The sequence below is a fragment of the Kitasatospora sp. NEAU-69 genome (genome assembly GCF_057158765.1).
This window is the reverse complement of sequence record NZ_JBWXUE010000033.1, coordinates 43,030-59,644: the sequence shown is the minus strand read 5'-3', so window position 1 is coordinate 59,644 and position 16,615 is coordinate 43,030. Positions and strand designations below refer to the sequence as shown.

The 16,615-nt window shown below is 72.7% G+C and carries 14 protein-coding genes; 7 read left to right on the top strand and 7 right to left on the bottom strand.

Translation table 11 applies throughout. The annotated features are described in order from the left end of the window. Window position 1 precedes the first annotated feature (1 nt). The 3 genes from AC060L_RS30040 to AC060L_RS30030 all read right to left on the bottom strand — a co-directional run bounded on the left by AC060L_RS30040 (window position 2) and on the right by AC060L_RS30030 (window position 2,485). Complete coding sequence (locus AC060L_RS30040) at window positions 2-838, bottom strand: YqjF family protein (RefSeq protein ID WP_483802102.1); 837 nt, start codon at window positions 836-838, stop codon at window positions 2-4. A 79-nt stretch (window positions 839-917) separates the two neighbouring features. Next, window positions 918-1,688, bottom strand: a complete 771-nt coding sequence (locus AC060L_RS30035; RefSeq protein WP_483802101.1) for a GNAT family N-acetyltransferase — start codon at window positions 1,686-1,688, stop codon at window positions 918-920. A gap of 86 nt (window positions 1,689-1,774) precedes the next feature. Next, window positions 1,775-2,485: an HAD family hydrolase gene (locus AC060L_RS30030; protein WP_483802100.1), complete on the bottom strand. Its 711-nt coding sequence runs from the start codon at window positions 2,483-2,485 to the stop codon at window positions 1,775-1,777. A gap of 188 nt (window positions 2,486-2,673) precedes the next feature. On the opposite strand from AC060L_RS30030, the gene AC060L_RS30025 reads away from it, so the two are divergent. Further along, window positions 2,674-3,300, top strand: coding sequence for a mycothiol-dependent nitroreductase Rv2466c family protein (locus AC060L_RS30025; protein ID WP_483802099.1), 627 nt, complete (start codon window positions 2,674-2,676; stop codon window positions 3,298-3,300). A gap of 163 nt (window positions 3,301-3,463) precedes the next feature. Here the strand turns inward: AC060L_RS30025 and AC060L_RS30020 are convergent, their stop codons facing one another. Next, the gene (locus AC060L_RS30020) at window positions 3,464-4,573 is read right to left on the bottom strand and encodes a hypothetical protein (RefSeq protein WP_483802098.1); all 1,110 of its coding nucleotides are present in this window, start codon (window positions 4,571-4,573) and stop codon (window positions 3,464-3,466) included. Window positions 4,574-4,812: 239 nt separating this feature from the next. Here AC060L_RS30020 and metH point away from each other — a divergent pair, with 239 nt between their 5' ends. The 3 genes from metH to AC060L_RS30005 all read left to right on the top strand — a co-directional run bounded on the left by metH (window position 4,813) and on the right by AC060L_RS30005 (window position 11,103). Beyond that, window positions 4,813-8,334 carry a methionine synthase gene (gene metH, locus AC060L_RS30015; protein ID WP_483802097.1) on the top strand — a complete coding sequence of 1,174 codons (3,522 nt, stop codon included), beginning with the start codon at window positions 4,813-4,815 and terminating at the stop codon, window positions 8,332-8,334. A 92-nt stretch (window positions 8,335-8,426) separates the two neighbouring features. Next, complete coding sequence (locus AC060L_RS30010; RefSeq protein WP_483802096.1) at window positions 8,427-9,149, top strand: HAD family hydrolase; 723 nt, start codon at window positions 8,427-8,429, stop codon at window positions 9,147-9,149. A 331-nt stretch (window positions 9,150-9,480) separates the two neighbouring features. Further along, a complete protein-coding gene (locus AC060L_RS30005) occupies window positions 9,481-11,103 on the top strand; it encodes an ABC transporter substrate-binding protein (RefSeq protein WP_483802095.1) in 1,623 nt (540 codons plus the stop codon). An 87-nt stretch (window positions 11,104-11,190) separates the two neighbouring features. Here the strand turns inward: AC060L_RS30005 and AC060L_RS30000 are convergent, their stop codons facing one another. Beyond that, window positions 11,191-11,862, bottom strand: a complete 672-nt coding sequence (locus AC060L_RS30000) for a response regulator (protein WP_483802094.1) — start codon at window positions 11,860-11,862, stop codon at window positions 11,191-11,193. Continuing rightward, window positions 11,863-12,792 (bottom strand): RecB family exonuclease, encoded by a 930-nt coding sequence (locus AC060L_RS29995; protein ID WP_483802093.1) that lies wholly within the window; start codon window positions 12,790-12,792, stop codon window positions 11,863-11,865. It abuts the gene before it with no gap. A 174-nt stretch (window positions 12,793-12,966) separates the two neighbouring features. Here AC060L_RS29995 and AC060L_RS29990 point away from each other — a divergent pair, with 174 nt between their 5' ends. The 3 genes from AC060L_RS29990 to AC060L_RS29980 all read left to right on the top strand — a co-directional run bounded on the left by AC060L_RS29990 (window position 12,967) and on the right by AC060L_RS29980 (window position 16,047). Continuing rightward, the gene (locus AC060L_RS29990; RefSeq protein ID WP_483802092.1) at window positions 12,967-14,208 is read left to right on the top strand and encodes a site-2 protease family protein; all 1,242 of its coding nucleotides are present in this window, start codon (window positions 12,967-12,969) and stop codon (window positions 14,206-14,208) included. A 49-nt stretch (window positions 14,209-14,257) separates the two neighbouring features. Then, a complete protein-coding gene (locus AC060L_RS29985; RefSeq protein ID WP_483802091.1) occupies window positions 14,258-15,214 on the top strand; it encodes a tRNA (adenine-N1)-methyltransferase in 957 nt (318 codons plus the stop codon). Between the two features lie 200 nt (window positions 15,215-15,414). Beyond that, entirely contained in the window at window positions 15,415-16,047 is a 633-nt protein-coding gene (locus tag AC060L_RS29980; protein ID WP_483802090.1) for a hypothetical protein, read from the top strand. Between the two features lie 28 nt (window positions 16,048-16,075). Here the strand turns inward: AC060L_RS29980 and AC060L_RS29975 are convergent, their stop codons facing one another. Then, window positions 16,076-16,378 (bottom strand): ferredoxin, encoded by a 303-nt coding sequence (locus tag AC060L_RS29975; RefSeq protein ID WP_483802089.1) that lies wholly within the window; start codon window positions 16,376-16,378, stop codon window positions 16,076-16,078. Window positions 16,379-16,615: the final 237 nt, after the last annotated feature.

Sequence of the window (16,615 nt, the reverse complement as noted above, 5' to 3'; positions counted from 1 at the left end):
ATCACCTCTGGTAGGGGATGCCGGGCCTGGGCGAGGGCGGGCCGAACCGGACCGGGACGCCGGGGGAGTACAGCACGCTCACCGGCTCCCCGATGGGCGCGGGCAGACCGGCCGCGCGCACCAGGTCCTCGTCGAGGTGGGTCAGCCGGGCCCGGTGCAGCGGCCAGCGCGGATGGGTGTTCGGCAGGTGGCTGAAGCGCTTGAAGGGGCGGCTGTGCAGCGCCCAGCGCGCGGTGAGGAAGTGCTCCAGCTCGCTCGGCTCGGCCACCGGCTCGCCGACCTCGACCGTCAGGTGGCCGCGGGCCCCGCGTGGTCCGGGCCAGCGGCGCACGCTGGAGTAGCCGATGCTGTCACCCTCATGGCGGATCGCCATCCGGGCCCACATGTAGGGCAGCCGGAACCCGATCCTGGCGGTCAGCACGGCGGCCAGCCGGGAGGCCTCCAGCGAGCGGAAGACGATGCCGCGGCGGCCGTGCCGGTCCACCGAGTAGAGCCGGACGTTCGTCTCCGGGAAGCTCCCGAGGTACGGCAGGCCGGGCAGCCGGAACCAGCCGATCCGGTGCATCCGGAAGGCCACCAGGCCGACGTAGCTGCGGCCCTCGAAGGTGTCCGGCACGGCGCCCGGCGGCAGCAGCGGCGCGATCGTCGCCGGGTCGGCCTCCCAGTGCACGAAGGTGACGTCGAGCCAGGACTGGGTGAGCAGCGTCGAACGCACCCGGTGCGGCGGCGGGTCGGCGGTGATCGGCTCGATGCCGGCCGGCCACGGCTCGGCCGGCTCGTGACGGCGCTGACCGGGTATGGGGCCGGGTATCGGACCGGGGGCGGACGACTGCGGCATGGCGCGGATCCTACGTGGCCGCCCTAGCGCTCCCGCCCACGGCCCCGCGCAGCCGTGTCACCCGTTCAGGTAAGGCGACTCACCCGTGCACGTACGGCGTCGTCACGCTCAGCTGCGCGAAGCCGAGCCGGGCCAGGATCGGGCGGCTCATGTCGGAGGCGTCCACCTGCAGGTATCGGTAGCCGCGCTCGGCGGCGAGCCCGGCCCGGTGTGCGACCAGCGCGCGGTAGATGCCGCGCCCGCGCCAGGCGGGCACCGTGCCGCCGCCCCACAGGCCGGCGAAGTCGGTGCCCGGCGGAAACTCCATCCGCGCGGCGCAGACCGGCTCGTCGCCCGCCAGCGCGACCACCGCGCTGATCGAGTCCGGTGCCTCGGCCAGCTGCACGCGCAGCCGCTGTTCGAACGAGCCGTCGTTGTCGAAGGCCTGCCGGTGGACCCGCATGAACAGCTCGACGTCCGCCGGGTCCGTGATCTGCTGCAGGCGGATGCCGGCCGGCAGCGCGGTGTCGGCGGCGAGCCCGGCGACCTCGGCCACCATCAGCGCCTCGGCCGGCTCGGCCGTGAAGCCGGCGGCGAGCAGCCGCTGCGGCAGGTCGGCGGGCTGGTCGTGCCGGTAGTGCTTCCACTCGAACTCGCGGCCCAGCGCGCCGAAGTACCGCACCTGCTCGGCGATCGTGGCGTCCGCACCGGCTTCGTCCAGGCCGGACCAGAGCACGCCGTTCCACCCGTCCGGGCCGCCGTCCTGGCGGACGACCGTGCCGGTGCGCTCGACCACTGCCCCGGGGGCGTCGGCGGGCGCCTCGCGGCGCAGCTGGCGGTCGAAGAGTGCGAGTACCCGGTCCTGATCCATGGGCGACAGTGCAACACCGGTCGCAGCCGCCCGCAATCGGATTTCCGCCGCTCAGCCAGCCACCCAGCCAGCCAGCCCGGCCCTGCTCAGCCGCCCAGCACCGCGCGCAGCACCGCCGCGGTGTCGGCGAGGTCCGGCAGCAGCACGTCCGGCTCCGCCGCCGCGAGGTCCGCGGCCGTGGCGGTGCCGGTCGCGACGGCGATGCTGCGGGCGCCGGCGGCCTTGGCGGTGCCGACGTCCCGCAGGGTGTCACCGATGATCACCGTGTCGGTGCCGGAGAACCCCCGCCCGAGCAGCTCCTGGGAGCGGCGGAACGCGTGCAGCGGCAGGTCGGTGCGCTCGTAGGCGTCCTCGCCGAACGCGCCGAGGCGCAGGTCGAGGTGCCGGGTCAGGCCGAACGCGCCGAGCTTGAGCACCGCGAGCGCGTACAGGTTGCCGGTCAGCACCGACTGCCGCACGCCCGGCAGTTCACCCAGCGCCCGCAGCGCCTCGAGCGCCCCCGGCAGCACCCGGCCCTCGTCGGCGAGGTCGTCGGCGCGGTCCTGCATCTCGGCGACCACCAGGTCGAGGAAGGTGTCGAGCAGCCCGCCGTCGGGGTCCAGATCGTGCGCGCGCAGTATCCCGGTGGCCGCGGCGAGCTCGGTGCGCCCGTCGAACTGCCAGACCTGGTCCAGCCGTTGGCCGGTGGCCCGGAGGAACGCGGCGGCGTAGGCGCGGCGGCTGACCGCCCCGCCGTCGATCAGCGTGTGGTCGATGTCCCAGAGCACCAGCAGCGGTGCGGACGGCGCGGTCTCCATGGCGTTCCCCCTCCGATCGGCGGCCGCACCCCGCGACCCCGAGAGCGATCATCGCGCACGCCGCTCGGGTACCCGTGCACCACCCCTGCACCGCTCCCACCCCCGCACCCCGAGGCAACGCCCTGACCTGCCGACGGATTTGGCGGATTGGTCTGCCGGACGTCCGACCCGCCGCCTATCGTGGGCGTATGACGACTAGCGACGCCGCCGCCCCGACCAAGGTTGACTTCTACTTCGATCCGATGTGCCCCTTCGCCTGGATCACCTCCCGCTGGATCCTGGAGGTCGAGCAGCACCGCGACCTCGACCTCAACTTCCGCGTGATGAGCCTCTCGGTCCTCAACGAGGGTCGTGAGGACATCCCCGAGCGGTACAAGGAGATGATGGATCGCGGCTGGGGCCCGGTCCGGGTCTGCATCGCCGCGGCCGAGCAGCACGGTGCCAAGGTGCTGCGCCCGCTCTACACCGCGCTCGGCACCCGGATCCACAACGAGTCCAACAAGGACTTCCCGGCCGTGATCGCCGAGGCGCTCGCCGAGGTCGGCCTGCCGGCCGAGCTGGCCGATGCGGCCACCAGCACCGAGTACGACGAGGCGCTGCGCCGCAGCCACCACGAGGGCATGGACCCGGTCGGTGAGGACGTCGGCACGCCGACCCTGCACATCGACGGTGTGGCCTTCTTCGGCCCGGTGCTGTCCTCGATCCCGCGTGGTGAGGAGGCCGTCAAGGTCTTCGACGGTGCCCGCCTGCTGGCCGGTTTCCCGCACTTCTTCGAGCTGAAGCGCACCCGCACCGGCGGGCTGGACTTCAGCTGACACCGGCTCGCACCAGCTGACACCACCTGACACCGGCGGCGGCCGGTGGCCCGTCACCCGACGAGCCACCGGCCGCCGCCGCGTCCGCCCGCCGCCGCGTCCGCCCGCCGCCGCGTCCGCCCGCCGCCGCGTCCGCCCGCCGCCGCGTCCGCCCGCCGCCGCGTCAGTCGGCCAGCCGGCACCAGTCCCGCCGGTACGCGGCCCAGTCCTGCGCGGTCGCCGAGAAGTCCGCGTACACCGCCACCCCGAACGTCTGCCGCCCGACCGCCTGCCGGGAGAGCCCGAGCCGCACACCGCGCACCGCGGCCGGCACCGTCTCGGCCGAGCCGCGGTGGCCGAACTGGTCCGCGTAGTACGCCGGCAGGCCCATCAGCAGGTCCACCCGGTCCGGCGTCGCCGCCAGCGCCAGCGCGGTCTGCTGCGCGACGTAGCCCCCGTAGAGCGACTCCAGCGGCATCGCGGTGTCGTAGGACATCACGGCGATCTGCTCGACCCGCCGGGCCACCTCGCCGAAGTACTGCTGCGACCACCACTTCGGGTGCCCGTTCAGCGTCCCGGCCACCGAGTGCAGGTCGGGCAGCGGGTCTATCTGCGGCGCCGCCACCGAGAGCGGTGCGCCGCGCGCGGCCGTCACCGCGTGCACCTGGTCGAGCAGCGTGAGGAACCCGGCCGAGCCGGAGTGCACCGGCTCCAGGTCGAAGTGCACGCCGTCGAACCCGGCGTCCAGCACCTGGCCGGCCGAGGCGGTGATCCGCGCGCGCACGGCCGGATCGTCCAGCTGCAGCCCGGTCTCCTCCGGCGCGACCAGATCGCCGAGCCAGGCCTGCACCCGCACCCCGGGCATCTCCCGGTGCACCGCGTCCAGCAGCTGCCGGGCCTGCGGGTAGCGGGCGGCGGGCAGCGAGCCGTCGTCCGACAGCGGACCGGCGTGCACGTACAGGTCGTGGATGCCGCCGCGGACCGTCTGCGGCAGCGCGGCCAGGTCGGCCGGGCCCTTGCGGCCGTCCACCCAGGCGTGCCCGAGCCAGGCGGCGTCCCGGCCGCGCGAGCGGGCCAGCGGGGACGGCGCGCCGGCGTCGGCCAGGCGCAGCGCGAGCGCCAGCGCCCCGATCGGGAGCAGCGCGACGGCGAGCACCAGCAGCCCGGCGACCAGCACCCTGCGCCGCCGCGACCACCCCCGCCAGGCCCGCCGCGGCCTGCCGAGGCCCCGCGACAGCACCCCCGGCAGCCCCGACAGCGCGCCGGACACCGCCCTGGACACCGCCCTGGACACCGCTCCCACCGTTCCCGACACCGCTCCCAGCCCCGCACGCACTCGCAAACCCGCCCCTCCCCTTTCACCACCGCCGATGACCCTTGCCGTGCCCCCGACAGCCACGGATGGCCCATGGAACCGCCCACCATACGGAACGCCCACTGTCCTACCGCCGGGGTCCGGATACGCTGGCCGCGTGCATCCCCGTTCGGAGGGGAGCGCATAGCCGACAGCCGTCGCACCCAGGGAGTAGCCCCATGGCCACCAGTGTCCCGTCCGCAGCTCCGCAGGCCCGTGCCAGTGCCTTGCGTGAAGCCCTCGCCACCCGTGTCGTCGTCGCGGACGGCGCGATGGGCACGATGCTCCAGGCGCAGAATCCGACGCTCGCGGACTTCCAGGACCTGGAAGGGTGCAACGAGGTACTGAACGTCACCCGCCCCGACATCGTGCGCTCCGTCCACGAGGCGTACTTCGCCGTCGGCGTGGACTGCGTGGAGACGAACACCTTCGGCGCGAACTTCGCCGCGCTGGGCGAGTACGACATCTCGGAGCGCATCTTCGAGCTCTCCGAGGCCGGTGCGCGGATCGCCCGCGAGGTCGCCGACGCGTACGCGACCGAGGACCGCCCGCGCTGGGTGCTCGGTTCGATCGGCCCGGGCACCAAGCTGCCGACGCTCGGCCACACCACCTTCGAGGTGGTCCGCGAGGGCTTCCGGCTGAACGCGGCGGGCCTGATCGCCGGCGGTGCGGACGCGCTGCTGGTCGAGACGAGCCAGGACCTGCTGCAGACCAAGGCCGCGATCCTGGGCTGCAAGGCCGCCTGCGCGGAGGCGGGCCTCGACCTGCCGATCCTGGCGCAGGTGACGGTGGAGACGACCGGCACGATGCTGCTCGGCTCGGAGATCGGCGCCGCGCTGACCGCGCTGGAGCCGCTCGGTATCGACCACATCGGCCTGAACTGCGCGACCGGCCCGGCCGAGATGAGCGAGCACCTGCGCTACCTGGCGAAGAACGCGAGGATCGGCGTGTCCTGCATGCCGAACGCGGGCCTGCCGGTGCTCGGCAAGGACGGCGCCCACTACCCGCTGAGCCCGCAGGAGCTGGCGGACGCGCACGACACGTTCACCCGGGAGTACGGGCTGTCGCTGGTCGGCGGCTGCTGCGGCACCACCCCCGAGCACCTGCGCCAGGTGGTCGAGCGGGTGCGCGGCCGCGCCGTCGTCGCCCGTGACCCGCAGCCCGAGCCGTCTGCCGCCTCGCTCTACCAGTCGGTGCCGTTCCGTCAGGACACCTCGTACCTGGCGATCGGCGAGCGGACCAACGCGAACGGCTCGAAGAAGTTCCGCGAGGCGATGCTGGCCGGCGACTGGCAGGCGTGCGTGGAGATCGCCCGCGAGCAGATCCGCGAGGGCGCCCACCTGCTGGACCTGTGCGTGGACTACGTCGGGCGGGACGGCGTGGCCGACATGCGCGAGGTCGCCGGTCGCCTCGCCACCGCCTCGACGCTGCCGATCGTGCTGGACTCCACCGAGCCGCAGGTGCTGCGCGCGGGCCTGGAGCTGCTGGGCGGTCGCGCGGTGCTCAACTCGGTCAACTTCGAGGACGGCAACGCGCCGGACTCGCGGTTCGGCCGGATCGCCTCGCTGGCGCGCGAGTACGGCGCGGGTCTGATCGCGCTGACCATCGACGAGGACGGGCAGGCCCGCACCGCCGAGAAGAAGGTGGCGATCGCCGAGCGGCTGATCGCGGAGCTGACCGGCGACTACGGCATCGACGAGGGCTCGATCCTGGTGGACTGCCTGGCGTTCACGCTCGGCACCGGCCAGGAGGAGTCGCGGCGCGACGGCATCGAGACGATCGAGGCGATCCGCGAGCTCAAGCGCCGCCACCCGGACGTGCAGACCACGCTGGGCCTGTCCAACATCTCGTTCGGCCTCAGCCCGGCCGCCCGTCAGGTGATCAACTCGGTCTTCCTGCACGAGTGCGTCGAGGCCGGTCTGGACTCGGCGATCGTGCACGCCGCGAAGATCCTGCCGATGGCCCGGATCCCGGCCGAGCAGCGCGAGGTCGCCCTCGACCTGGTCTACGACCGCCGGCGCCCCGCGCAGGGCGACGAGCCGGCCTACGACCCGCTGCAGCGCCTGCTGGAGCTGTTCCAGGGCGTCTCGGCCGCCTCCTCGGCCGCCTCCAAGGCCGAGGAGCTCGCCGCCCTGCCGCTGGAGGAGCGCCTCAAGCGCCGGATCATCGACGGCGAGCGCAAGGGCCTGGAAGCCGACCTGGACGAGGCGCTGACCACCCGCCCGGCGCTGGCGATCGTCAACGAGACCCTGCTGGACGGCATGAAGACGGTCGGCGAGCTCTTCGGCTCCGGCCAGATGCAGCTGCCGTTCGTCCTGCAGTCGGCCGAGGTGATGAAGGGCGCGGTCGCCCACCTGGAGCCGCACATGGAGAAGTCCGAGGACGAGGGCAAGGGCACCATCGTGCTCGCCACCGTCAAGGGCGACGTCCACGACATCGGCAAGAACCTGGTGGACATCATCCTGTCCAACAACGGCTACACCGTGGTCAACCTGGGCATCAAGCAGCCCGTCTCGGCGATCCTGGAGGCCGCCCAGGAGCACCGGGCCGACGTGATCGGCATGTCCGGCCTGCTGGTCAAGTCCACCGTGATCATGAAGGAGAACCTGGAGGAGCTCAACCAGCGCGGCCTGGCAGCCGACTTCCCGGTGATCCTCGGCGGCGCCGCCCTGACCCGCGCCTACGTCGAGCAGGACCTGCACGCCGTCTACCAGGGCGAGGTCCGCTACGCCCGGGACGCGTTCGAGGGTCTCAAGCTGATGGACGCGCTGATCGGCGTCAAGCGCGGCGTCCCGGGCGCGGCGCTGCCCGAGCTGCGCCAGCGCCGGCACGCCCGGGTCGAGGTGGTGGAGCCGGACGAGCCGAACCTGGGCCAGATCCGCTCGGACGTCTCGGTGGAGAACCGGGTGCCGGCCCCGCCGTTCTGGGGCGACCGGATCGTCAAGGGCATCCCGTTCGCCGACTACGCCTCCTGGCTGGACGAGGACGCGCTGTTCAAGGGCCAGTGGGGCCTGAAGGCGGCGCGGGCCGGCGACGGGCCGTCCTACGAGGAGCTGGTGGAGACCGAGGGCCGGCCGCGGCTGCGGATGTGGCTGGACCGGCTGCAGACCGAGGGCTGGCTGGAGCCGGCGGTGATCTACGGCTACTACCCGGCGAACTCCAAGGGCGACGACCTGATCGTCTTCGCCGAGGACGGCACCGAGCGCACCCGGTTCACCTTCCCGCGCCAGCGCCGCGGCCGCCGGCTCTGCCTGGCCGACTACTTCCGCCCCGAGGAGAGCGGCGAGCGCGACGTGCTCGGCCTCCAGGTCGTCACCATGGGCAACCGGGTCTCGGTGGCCGCGAACGAGCTGTTCCAGGCGAACGCCTACCGTGACTACCTGGAGCTGCACGGCCTGTCGGTCCAACTCGCCGAAGCGTTGGCCGAGTTCTGGCACGCCCGGGTCCGCTTCGAACTCGGCTTCGGCGACGAGGACCCGCAGGACGTCCGGGACATGTTCGCGCTCAAGTACCGCGGCGCGCGCTTCTCGCTCGGCTACGGCGCCTGCCCCGAGCTGGCCGACCGCGCCAAGATCGCCGACCTGCTCAAGCCGGAGCGGATCGGCGTGGTGCTCTCCGAGGAGTTCCAGCTGCACCCGGAGCAGTCCACCGACGCTATCGTCATCCACCACCCGGAGGCCACGTACTTCAACGCGCGGTAACCCGCCGATCGCGTGCTGTTCGCCGAGGTGCGCGTACCATGGACGACCCCGTTCCTCCGGAGCGGGGCCGACCAGCCAAAGGGGCGTGCCGTATGACCAGCGTCGACACCACCACCGCTACCGCCACCGCCGGCGCCGACCTCGGCCGGCACGACGGGCGGGGCATCCAGGCGGTGCTGATCGACATGGACGGCACGCTGGTGGACACCGAGCAGTTCTGGTGGGAGGCCGAGGCCTCGCTCTTCGCCGAGCTCGGCCACCCGCTCGACGAGTCGCACCGCGAGCACGTGGTCGGTGGCCCGATGACCCGGGTGATCGACTACCTGCTCGGCGTCACCGGGCTGGAGCTGAGCCCGGCCGAGCTCACGGTGGGGATCAACCAGCGCTTCGTCGAGCTGCTGGACGGCGGCGCCCCGCTGATGCCGGGCGCCGACCGGCTGCTCGCGCTGCTCGCCGAGCAGCGGATCCCGGCCGCGCTGGTCTCCGCCTCGCACCGCAGAATCATCGACCTGGTGCTGAAGAACCTCGGCGACCACCCGTTCGCCTTCTCGGTGGCGGGCGACGAGGTGGCCCGCACCAAGCCGCACCCCGACCCGTACCTCGCCGCGGTGGCCCGGTTCGGCGCGGTGCCGGCGCGCTGCGTGGTGATCGAGGACGCGCCGCTGGGCGTGCAGGCCGGCGAGGCGGCCGGCTGTCCGGTGATCGCGGTGCCCTCGGTGGCGCCGATCGAGCCGGCGCCCGGGCGCACCGTGCTGCGCTCGCTGGAGCAGCTGGACCTGGAGCTGCTGAACTCGGTGGTCGCCGCCAGGGTCTGAATGCCAGGGTCTGAACGGCCGTCCGGCCCGAGCACAACGGGCGCCAAACGCGGGCGGGAATGTGACGCTCGCCACGTTCCAAGCCGGGACACCGCCGATCAGCTCGCCATGAGGCCGGAGAAATCGGGCATTGGGTGACAAGTCGGCGGTGTTCGTCGGCACTTCGTCGCACCGGCCACCGCCGCCGGCTCGGCGGCGCCGGTCCGGTATGGCAGTCTGCTGCGGTCTATCCCGACACGCCTGAGCGGCCCGTGCGGCACCGCCCCCGCACGGGGACGCCCGCGGCTGCCCACCGGCAACCCCACGGCCGGCCTGCACGGAGAAGGAACGCATGACTTCAGCGATACGACGCGCGCCCGGCCGACTCGCGGTCCTGGGCTGCGCGGCCCTGGTGGCCGTCTCCGTGGCGGGCTGCGGCTCCGTCAAGTCCGCCGTCGGCGGTGGTGGCGGGAGCAGCGCCATCACGATGGGGTCGACCAACACCACGAGCGTGCTCGACCCCGCGGGTGCGTACGACTCCGGCTCCTGGATGGTGCTCTACAACACCTTCCAGACGCTGCTGAGCTTCCCCGCCGGTGGCGGCACCCCGCAGCCGGACGCCGCGCAGTCCTGTGCCTTCACCGGCACCGACTCGATGACGTACCACTGCACGCTGCGCTCGGGCCTGACCTTCTCCAACGGCCACGCGCTCACCGCGCAGGACGTCGTGTTCTCGATCAACCGGATGAAGCAGATCAAGGACCCGAGCGGTCCGTCGGTCCTCTTCGACACCGTCAAGTCGGTCGAGGCGCAGGGCGACACCGACGTCACGTTCCACCTCTCCCAGCCGGACGCGGTGCTGCCCGACAAGCTCGCCACCGCGGCCGCCTCGATCGTCGACCACAGCGTCTACCCGGCCGACAAGGAGCTGCCCAACGGCCAGCTGGTCGGCTCCGGGCCGTACAAGATCGACTCGATCGACTCGACGACCGGCTCCGGCGGCAGCCAGTCGCCCAGCAAGATCTCCTTCTCGGCGAACAGCCACTACCAGGGCGACGACAAGGTGACCAGCAGCAAGTTCGTGCTGCGGTTCTACAACCAGGCCACCGACCTGAAGGACGCGCTGGACAAGGGCGAGGTCAACCTCACCGACAACAGCCTGCAGCCGTCGGTCTCCTCGCAGCTGCTCACCGACCAGCAGACCGGCAACGGCAAGTACAAGGTCGTCGCGAGCGACGGCACCGACACCAGCTTCCTGGCCTTCAACACCAAGGACGCGACGGTCGGCCAGACCGCCGTGCGGCAGGCCGCCGCCCAGCTGGTGGACCGCACCGCGCTCGCCCGCGACGTGTTCTCGCACACCGACCAGCCGCTCTACTCGGTCGTCCCGCAGGGCATCACCGGCCACAACACCGCCTTCTTCGACAGGTACGGTGACCCGGACGTCGCCAAGGCCAAGACGATCCTGGCCAATGCCAAGATCAGCACGCCGGTCAAGTTCACCCTCACCTGGTCGCGCTCGGCCGTCGGCAGCGCCGAGGTGGACGCGATCAAGAAGCAGCTGGAGGCCGGCGGGCTGTTCCAGGTGACCATCCAGCAGCAGTCCGACTGGACCGCCTTCCAGAAGGGCTGGGCGAACGGCAGCTACCAGGCCTACACCGTCGGCTGGACTGCCGACTACCCGGACGCGGACGACTTCGTCGTCCCGCTGGTGGTCGACGGCGGTGCCTACCACACCGGCTTCGACGACCCGACGATCAGTCAGCAGCTGGTGCCGCAGACGCTGAGCCAGAGCGACCGCAGCGCGGCCGCCGGCACCTTCGCGACGATCCAGAACACGCTGGCCACCGAGGTCCCGCTGCTCCCGCTGATGCAGAGCAAGTCGTACTACGTCTCGGCCCAGAACATCACCGGTGTGGACGGCACGGTGGACTCCACCGGCGTCTTCCGCTTCTGGATGATCGGCCGGGTCTGACCGCGCGCCGCGCACGGGCATGACGAAGGGGCCGTCCGGACGGACGGCCCCTTCGTCATGCCCGGCGTCCTGCGCGCCGCGGGCGGGTCACATCGCGCCCGGCCGCACCAGCCCGCTCTCGTAGGCGAAGACCGCGGCCTGCACCCGGTCGCGCAGCCCCAGCTTCGTCAGCACGTGCCCGACGTGCGTCTTCACGGTGGTCTCGCTGACGAACAGCTCGGCCGCGATCTCCGCGTTGGAGAGCCCCTTGGCGACCAGCCGCAGCACCTCCATCTCGCGCTCGGTCAGCGCGGTCAGCGCGGGCGAGGGCGCCTCGTCGCCGGACGGCAGCCGGGTGGCGTACATGTCCAGCAGCCGGCGGGTGATCGAGGGCGCCAGCATCGCCGCGCCGTCGGCCACCACCCGGATCGCCTGCACCAGCTCCTCGGCCGGCACGTCCTTCAGCAGGAACCCGCTGGCCCCGGCGCGCAGCGCCTCGACCACGTACTCGTCGAGGTCGAAGGTGGTCAGCACGAGCACCTTCACCGGGCCGTCGCGGCCGGGTCCGACGATCCGCCGGGTCGCCTCCACACCGTCCATCCGGGGCATCCGGATGTCCATCAGCACCACGTCCGGCTGCAGGGCCCGGACCTGCTCCAGCGCCTGCTGCCCGTCCCCGGCCTCGCCCACCACCACCAGGTCCGCCTCGGCCTCCAGGATCATCCGGAAACCGGTGCGCAGCAGTGGCTGGTCGTCCACCAGCAGCACTCGGATCGTCACCTAGGACTCCTTGTTCATCGCGCTCGTCTCGGACTTCTTCTCTTCTGGGCCGTCAGCTGCCTCGGCGGTCTTCTGCAGCGGTACCAGCGGCAGCAGCGGCAGCGGGTACGGCGGGGGAGTACCGCCGAACTCCGGGCAGCTCTGCTGATGGTCGCACCAGTCACAGAGCCGGTTGCGGGTGGCCGGGAACTCACCGGTGGCCACCGCCCGGCTGATCGCCTCCCAGAGCGCCAGCAGCTTGCGCTCCACCGAGCGCAGGTCCGCCTCGTCCGGGTCGTAGCTGACCACGTCGCCGCCACCGCCCAGGTAGACCAGCTGCAGGCGCTTGGGCAGCACGCCCTTCCAGCGCCAGACCACCAGCGCGTAGAACTTCATCTGGAACATGGCCTTGCCCTCGAAGTCCCGCGAGGGCGCCCGGCCGGTCTTGTAGTCGACGAGGCGCACCTCGCCGGTCGGCGCGACATCGACCCGGTCGATGTACCCGCGCAGCTTCAGCCCCGACTCCAGCACGGTCTCCACGTACAGCTCGCGCTCCGCCGGCTCCAGCCGGGTCGGGTCCTCCAGCCGGAACCACTGGCCGACCAGCTTCTCGGCGTCGGTCAGCCAGCGGGCCAGCTGCTCGCCGGCCGCCTCCTGCTCCCCGGGGAAGAGCTCGGCCAGCTCCGGGCGCTCGCCCAGCAGCCGCTCCCACTGCGGGCGCAGCAGCTCCAGCGCCCGTTCGGGCGTGCGCTCGGCGGCCGGGTGGTCGAAGAGCCGCTCCAGCACGGCGTGCACCAGGGTGCCCCGGGTGGCCGCCGCGCTCGGCGGCTCCGGCAGCTTGTCGATCACCCGCAGTCGGTACAGCAGCGGGCAGGTCAGGAAATCCCCGGCACGGGAGGGGGAGAGCCCGGTCGGCGGCACGGCCTGGCGGGCGGTCTCGGTCTGCGGCATACCCCAGACCCTATGGGGTCGCGCTGCCATCCGGCTGTCAGATGGCTGCCGACTGGGTAGGAGACCAAACGAGGGCCGTCCCGCCATCGCCTCGTTGGATCACGTAGCGTGGGCAGCCACCCGCCCGCCAGGCCGGGGACGCGGCGGGGACGATGAACCGGTGAAGGGGTCACGGTGAGCGACAGCACGGGGCAGCAGACCTCCGAGCAGCCACCCGAGCAGCCATCCGGGCAGCCGTCCGGGCCGTCACCGCGCCCGGGGCCGCCGAAGGAACCGGCCCGCCCGGCCAACGGCATCCTGATGGGCCGCCCGTTCGGCGTGCCGATCTACGTCACCCCGTCCTGGTTCCTGATCGCCGCGCTGATCACCTGGCTCTTCGGCAGCCAGCTCTCCAGCGTGCTGCCCGGCCTCGGCTACACCCGCTACCTGGTCGCGCTCTCCTTCGCGGTCGCCTTCTACGCCTCCGTGCTGGTCCACGAGCTGGCGCACACCCTGGTCGCACTGCGCTACCGGCTCGGCGTCCGGCGGATCCAGCTCCAGTTCTTCGGCGGTGTCTCCGAGATCGAGAAGGAGGCGGAGACGCCCGGGCGCGAGTTCTGGCTGGCCTTCGTCGGCCCGCTGCTCTCGATCGTGATCGGCGGCCTCTGCTGGCTCGCGGTGCGCCAGGTCGAGCTGGAGACCGTGCCCGGCGTGCTGCTGGCCGGCCTCACCGTCGCCAACCTGGTGGTCGCCGCGTTCAACCTGCTGCCCGGCCTGCCGCTGGACGGCGGCCGGATGCTGCGCGCGGTCGTCTGGGCGCTGACCGGACGGCCGATGGCCGGCACGGTGGCCGCCGCCTGGGCCGGCCGGGTGCTCGCGATCGCCGTGCTGTTCGGCCTGCCGGCGATCAGCTCGGCCCGGGCCGGCGCCCAGCGCAGCGGCGGCGACGCACTGCTCGACTCGGTGCTGGCCGCCGTCCTCGCCGTGGTGATCTGGAACGGCGCCGGCGGCTCGCTGCGCAACGCCCGGCTCAAGGAGGCGCTGCCGCAGCTGAACGTGCGCGCGCTCGCCCGCCGCTCGATCGCGGTCGCCGCCGACACCCCGCTCGCCGAGGCACTGCGCCGGGCCCGCGAGGCACAGGCCGGCGCGGTGGTGATCAACGACGCGCTCGGCCGGCCGATCGCGCTGGTCAAGGAGGCCGCCGTGCTCCAGATCCCCGAGCACCGGCGCCCCTGGGTCGCCGCCGGCTCACTCTCCCGCTCGCTGGAGCCGGGCCTGCGGCTGACCACCGACCTGGACGGCGAACAGCTGCTCGGCGCCCTGCGCGCCACGCCCGCCAGCGAGTACCTGGTGGTCGAGCCGGACGGCGAGGTGTACGGCGTGCTCTCGGTCGCCGACGTCGAGCGCCGGCTCAGCGCGGCGCTCACCGGCCGCTGAACGGTCCTGGTGGTAAGGGGGGCGCGCTGGTTCCCGTAGGATTGTCCGCATGTCCGAACCGACCGGTGCCACCCGCAGGCGGGGGCCATTCTCGGTCGGGGACCAGGTTCAGCTGACCGACCCCAAGGGCCGTCACTACACCTTCACGCTCGAAGCCGGGAAGAACTTCCACACCCACAAGGGTGCCTTCCCGCACGACGAGCTGATCGGTGCCCCCGAAGGCACGGTTGTGCGCACCACGGGGAACGTGCCCTATCTCGCGCTGCGCCCCCTGCTCCCCGACTACGTCCTGTCCATGCCCCGCGGCGCCGCCGTGATCTACCCCAAGGACGCGGGGCAGATCCTGGCGATGGCCGACATCTTCGCCGGCGCCCGCGTGGTCGAGGCCGGCGTCGGCTCCGGCGCGCTCAGCACCTTCCTGCTGCGCGCGATCGGCGACACCGGCATGCTGGCCTCCTACGAGCGCCGCCAGGACTTCGCGGACATCGCCCGCAAGAACGTCGAGCGCTACTTCGGCAGCCCGCACCCGGCCTGGAAGCTCACCGTCGGTGACCTCCAGGACAACCTGGTGGAGACCGAGGTCGACCGGATGATCCTCGACATGCTGGCTCCCTGGGAGTGCCTGGACGTCGCCGCCAAGGCGCTCGTCCCCGGCGGCCTGATCTGCTGCTACGTGGCCACCACCACGCAGCTCTCGCGCACCGTCGAGGCGCTGCGCGAGCACGGCACGTTCACCGAGCCGCAGTCCTGGGAGACCATGGTCCGCACCTGGCACGTCGAGGGCCTCGCGGTCCGTCCCGACCACCGGATGATCGGCCACACCGGCTTCCTGCTCACCTCCCGCCGGCTCGCGGACGGCGTCGAGCCGCCGCTGCGCCGCCGCCGCCCGGCCAAGGGCGCCTACGGCGAGGACTACGACAACGGCGCGCCCGAGCCCACGCTGGCCGAGCGGGCCGCCGCCCGGGCCGTCGCGAAGGCCGAGACGCCCGTCATCGAGCAGGACTGACGCTCCACCGATCCACCGTCCGCCGGGCGGCGCCCCACCTCGGGGCGCCGCCCGGCGCCGTTGCGGCGCCCGCCTCGCCACCCACACCGGCGCGCCTCGGCGCCCACGCGCCGACGGGCGCCCCGCCGCCGACCACACGCCGCTGATATGCGACGATGCTCCCCACACACGTACACCCGGGCCGGTGGAGGGGACCCCTTTTGGCGGACGCAGCAGGCGCACCGGAGAGCACCCCGCAGGCCCACGAGCCGTCCGTTCCGGACGCCGCCGCCCGGGCCCGCACCCGCCCCTGGCACTGGGCCGCCGTCGCGGCCGCCTGTGCCGTGCTGGTCGCCGTCGTGACCGCCGCCGGCCCCGCCGTGCAGCCGGTCGCCGCCGCACAGCCCGGCGCCGCACCGACCGGCACGCCCAAGGCCGTCCCGACCGCGAGCGCCCCCGACGCCGCCAAGGCCGCCCTGCCGCTCGACTGCGGACCACTGCCCGCCGTCGTCTCGATCAGCTTCGCCGCCGACCTCGGCGACGGCACCCCCAGCACGGTCGCCGCCGCCCACTGCGACGCCGGCTCCGGCACCGCCCCGGACGGCGTCTTCGTCCTCACCGCCGGAGCCGACGGCACCCCCGTGGTCCGCGACACGCTGCTCGACTGGCACGAGGGCTTCACCGTCACCCGGCTCGCGCTGCGCAGCGACGGCGCCATCACCGCGAGCGCGCTCGGCTACTCCACCGCCGACGTCCCGCGCTGCTGCCCCGACCTCACCGTCAGCCTCAACTGGGCCCGGCACGGCGCCTCCTACACCCGCACCCAGAGCAGCGCCCCGTCGGCCAAGGCCTGACGGGGCGACAGCGGCGCGGCGCGCGGACTCAGTCGGCGTCCGGACCGTAGACCTCCACCCGGTCCGCCACCCGGCGGACGTGGATGCAGTCGCCCGGGCACTCCTTCGCCGAGTCGATCACATCCTGAAGCACCGTCAGCGGAACCGGAACCACATCCCCCGGCTGCTGGCGCAACTCGTCGTCCTCGCCCTTCACATAGGCGAGACCGTCGATGTCCAGCTCGAACACCTCGGGCGCGTACTGGACGCAGATCCCGTCGCCCGTGCACAGGTCCTGATCGATCCACACCTCGAGCGGCTCGCCGGCCGGCGCCCCACTGGTCACTGACATCCACTCCTGCCGTTTCTGTCCGCTGATCCGACGATCCGTCCAGGCAGAACGGTCACGATCGGGTATTGACTCGTCCGACCCTACCTCCGGCCGCTTTCCGAGGGTGCGCGGTGGGTATCTCCTTCGCAGAGGGGAAGCACACACGGGTGAAGATCGGACACACCCCTTCCGTCTTTCTTGATCTATGGGGTTTACACGGCCCCTAGTGCAGGTAGGGTCTGGAAGCATCCCGCTCCC

Coding starts and splice junctions, on each gene's coding strand:
- AC060L_RS30040 (WP_483802102.1), bottom strand. CDS start 838: ATGCCGCAGTCGTCCGCCCCCGGTCCGATACCCGGCCCCATACCCGGT.
- AC060L_RS30035 (WP_483802101.1), bottom strand. CDS start 1,688: ATGGATCAGGACCGGGTACTCGCACTCTTCGACCGCCAGCTGCGCCGC.
- AC060L_RS30030 (WP_483802100.1), bottom strand. CDS start 2,485: ATGGAGACCGCGCCGTCCGCACCGCTGCTGGTGCTCTGGGACATCGAC.
- AC060L_RS30025 (WP_483802099.1), top strand. CDS start 2,674: ATGACGACTAGCGACGCCGCCGCCCCGACCAAGGTTGACTTCTACTTC.
- metH (WP_483802097.1), top strand. CDS start 4,813: ATGGCCACCAGTGTCCCGTCCGCAGCTCCGCAGGCCCGTGCCAGTGCC.
- AC060L_RS30010 (WP_483802096.1), top strand. CDS start 8,427: ATGACCAGCGTCGACACCACCACCGCTACCGCCACCGCCGGCGCCGAC.
- AC060L_RS30005 (WP_483802095.1), top strand. CDS start 9,481: ATGACTTCAGCGATACGACGCGCGCCCGGCCGACTCGCGGTCCTGGGC.
- AC060L_RS29995 (WP_483802093.1), bottom strand. CDS start 12,792: ATGCCGCAGACCGAGACCGCCCGCCAGGCCGTGCCGCCGACCGGGCTC.
- AC060L_RS29985 (WP_483802091.1), top strand. CDS start 14,258: ATGTCCGAACCGACCGGTGCCACCCGCAGGCGGGGGCCATTCTCGGTC.
- AC060L_RS29975 (WP_483802089.1), bottom strand. CDS start 16,378: ATGTCAGTGACCAGTGGGGCGCCGGCCGGCGAGCCGCTCGAGGTGTGG.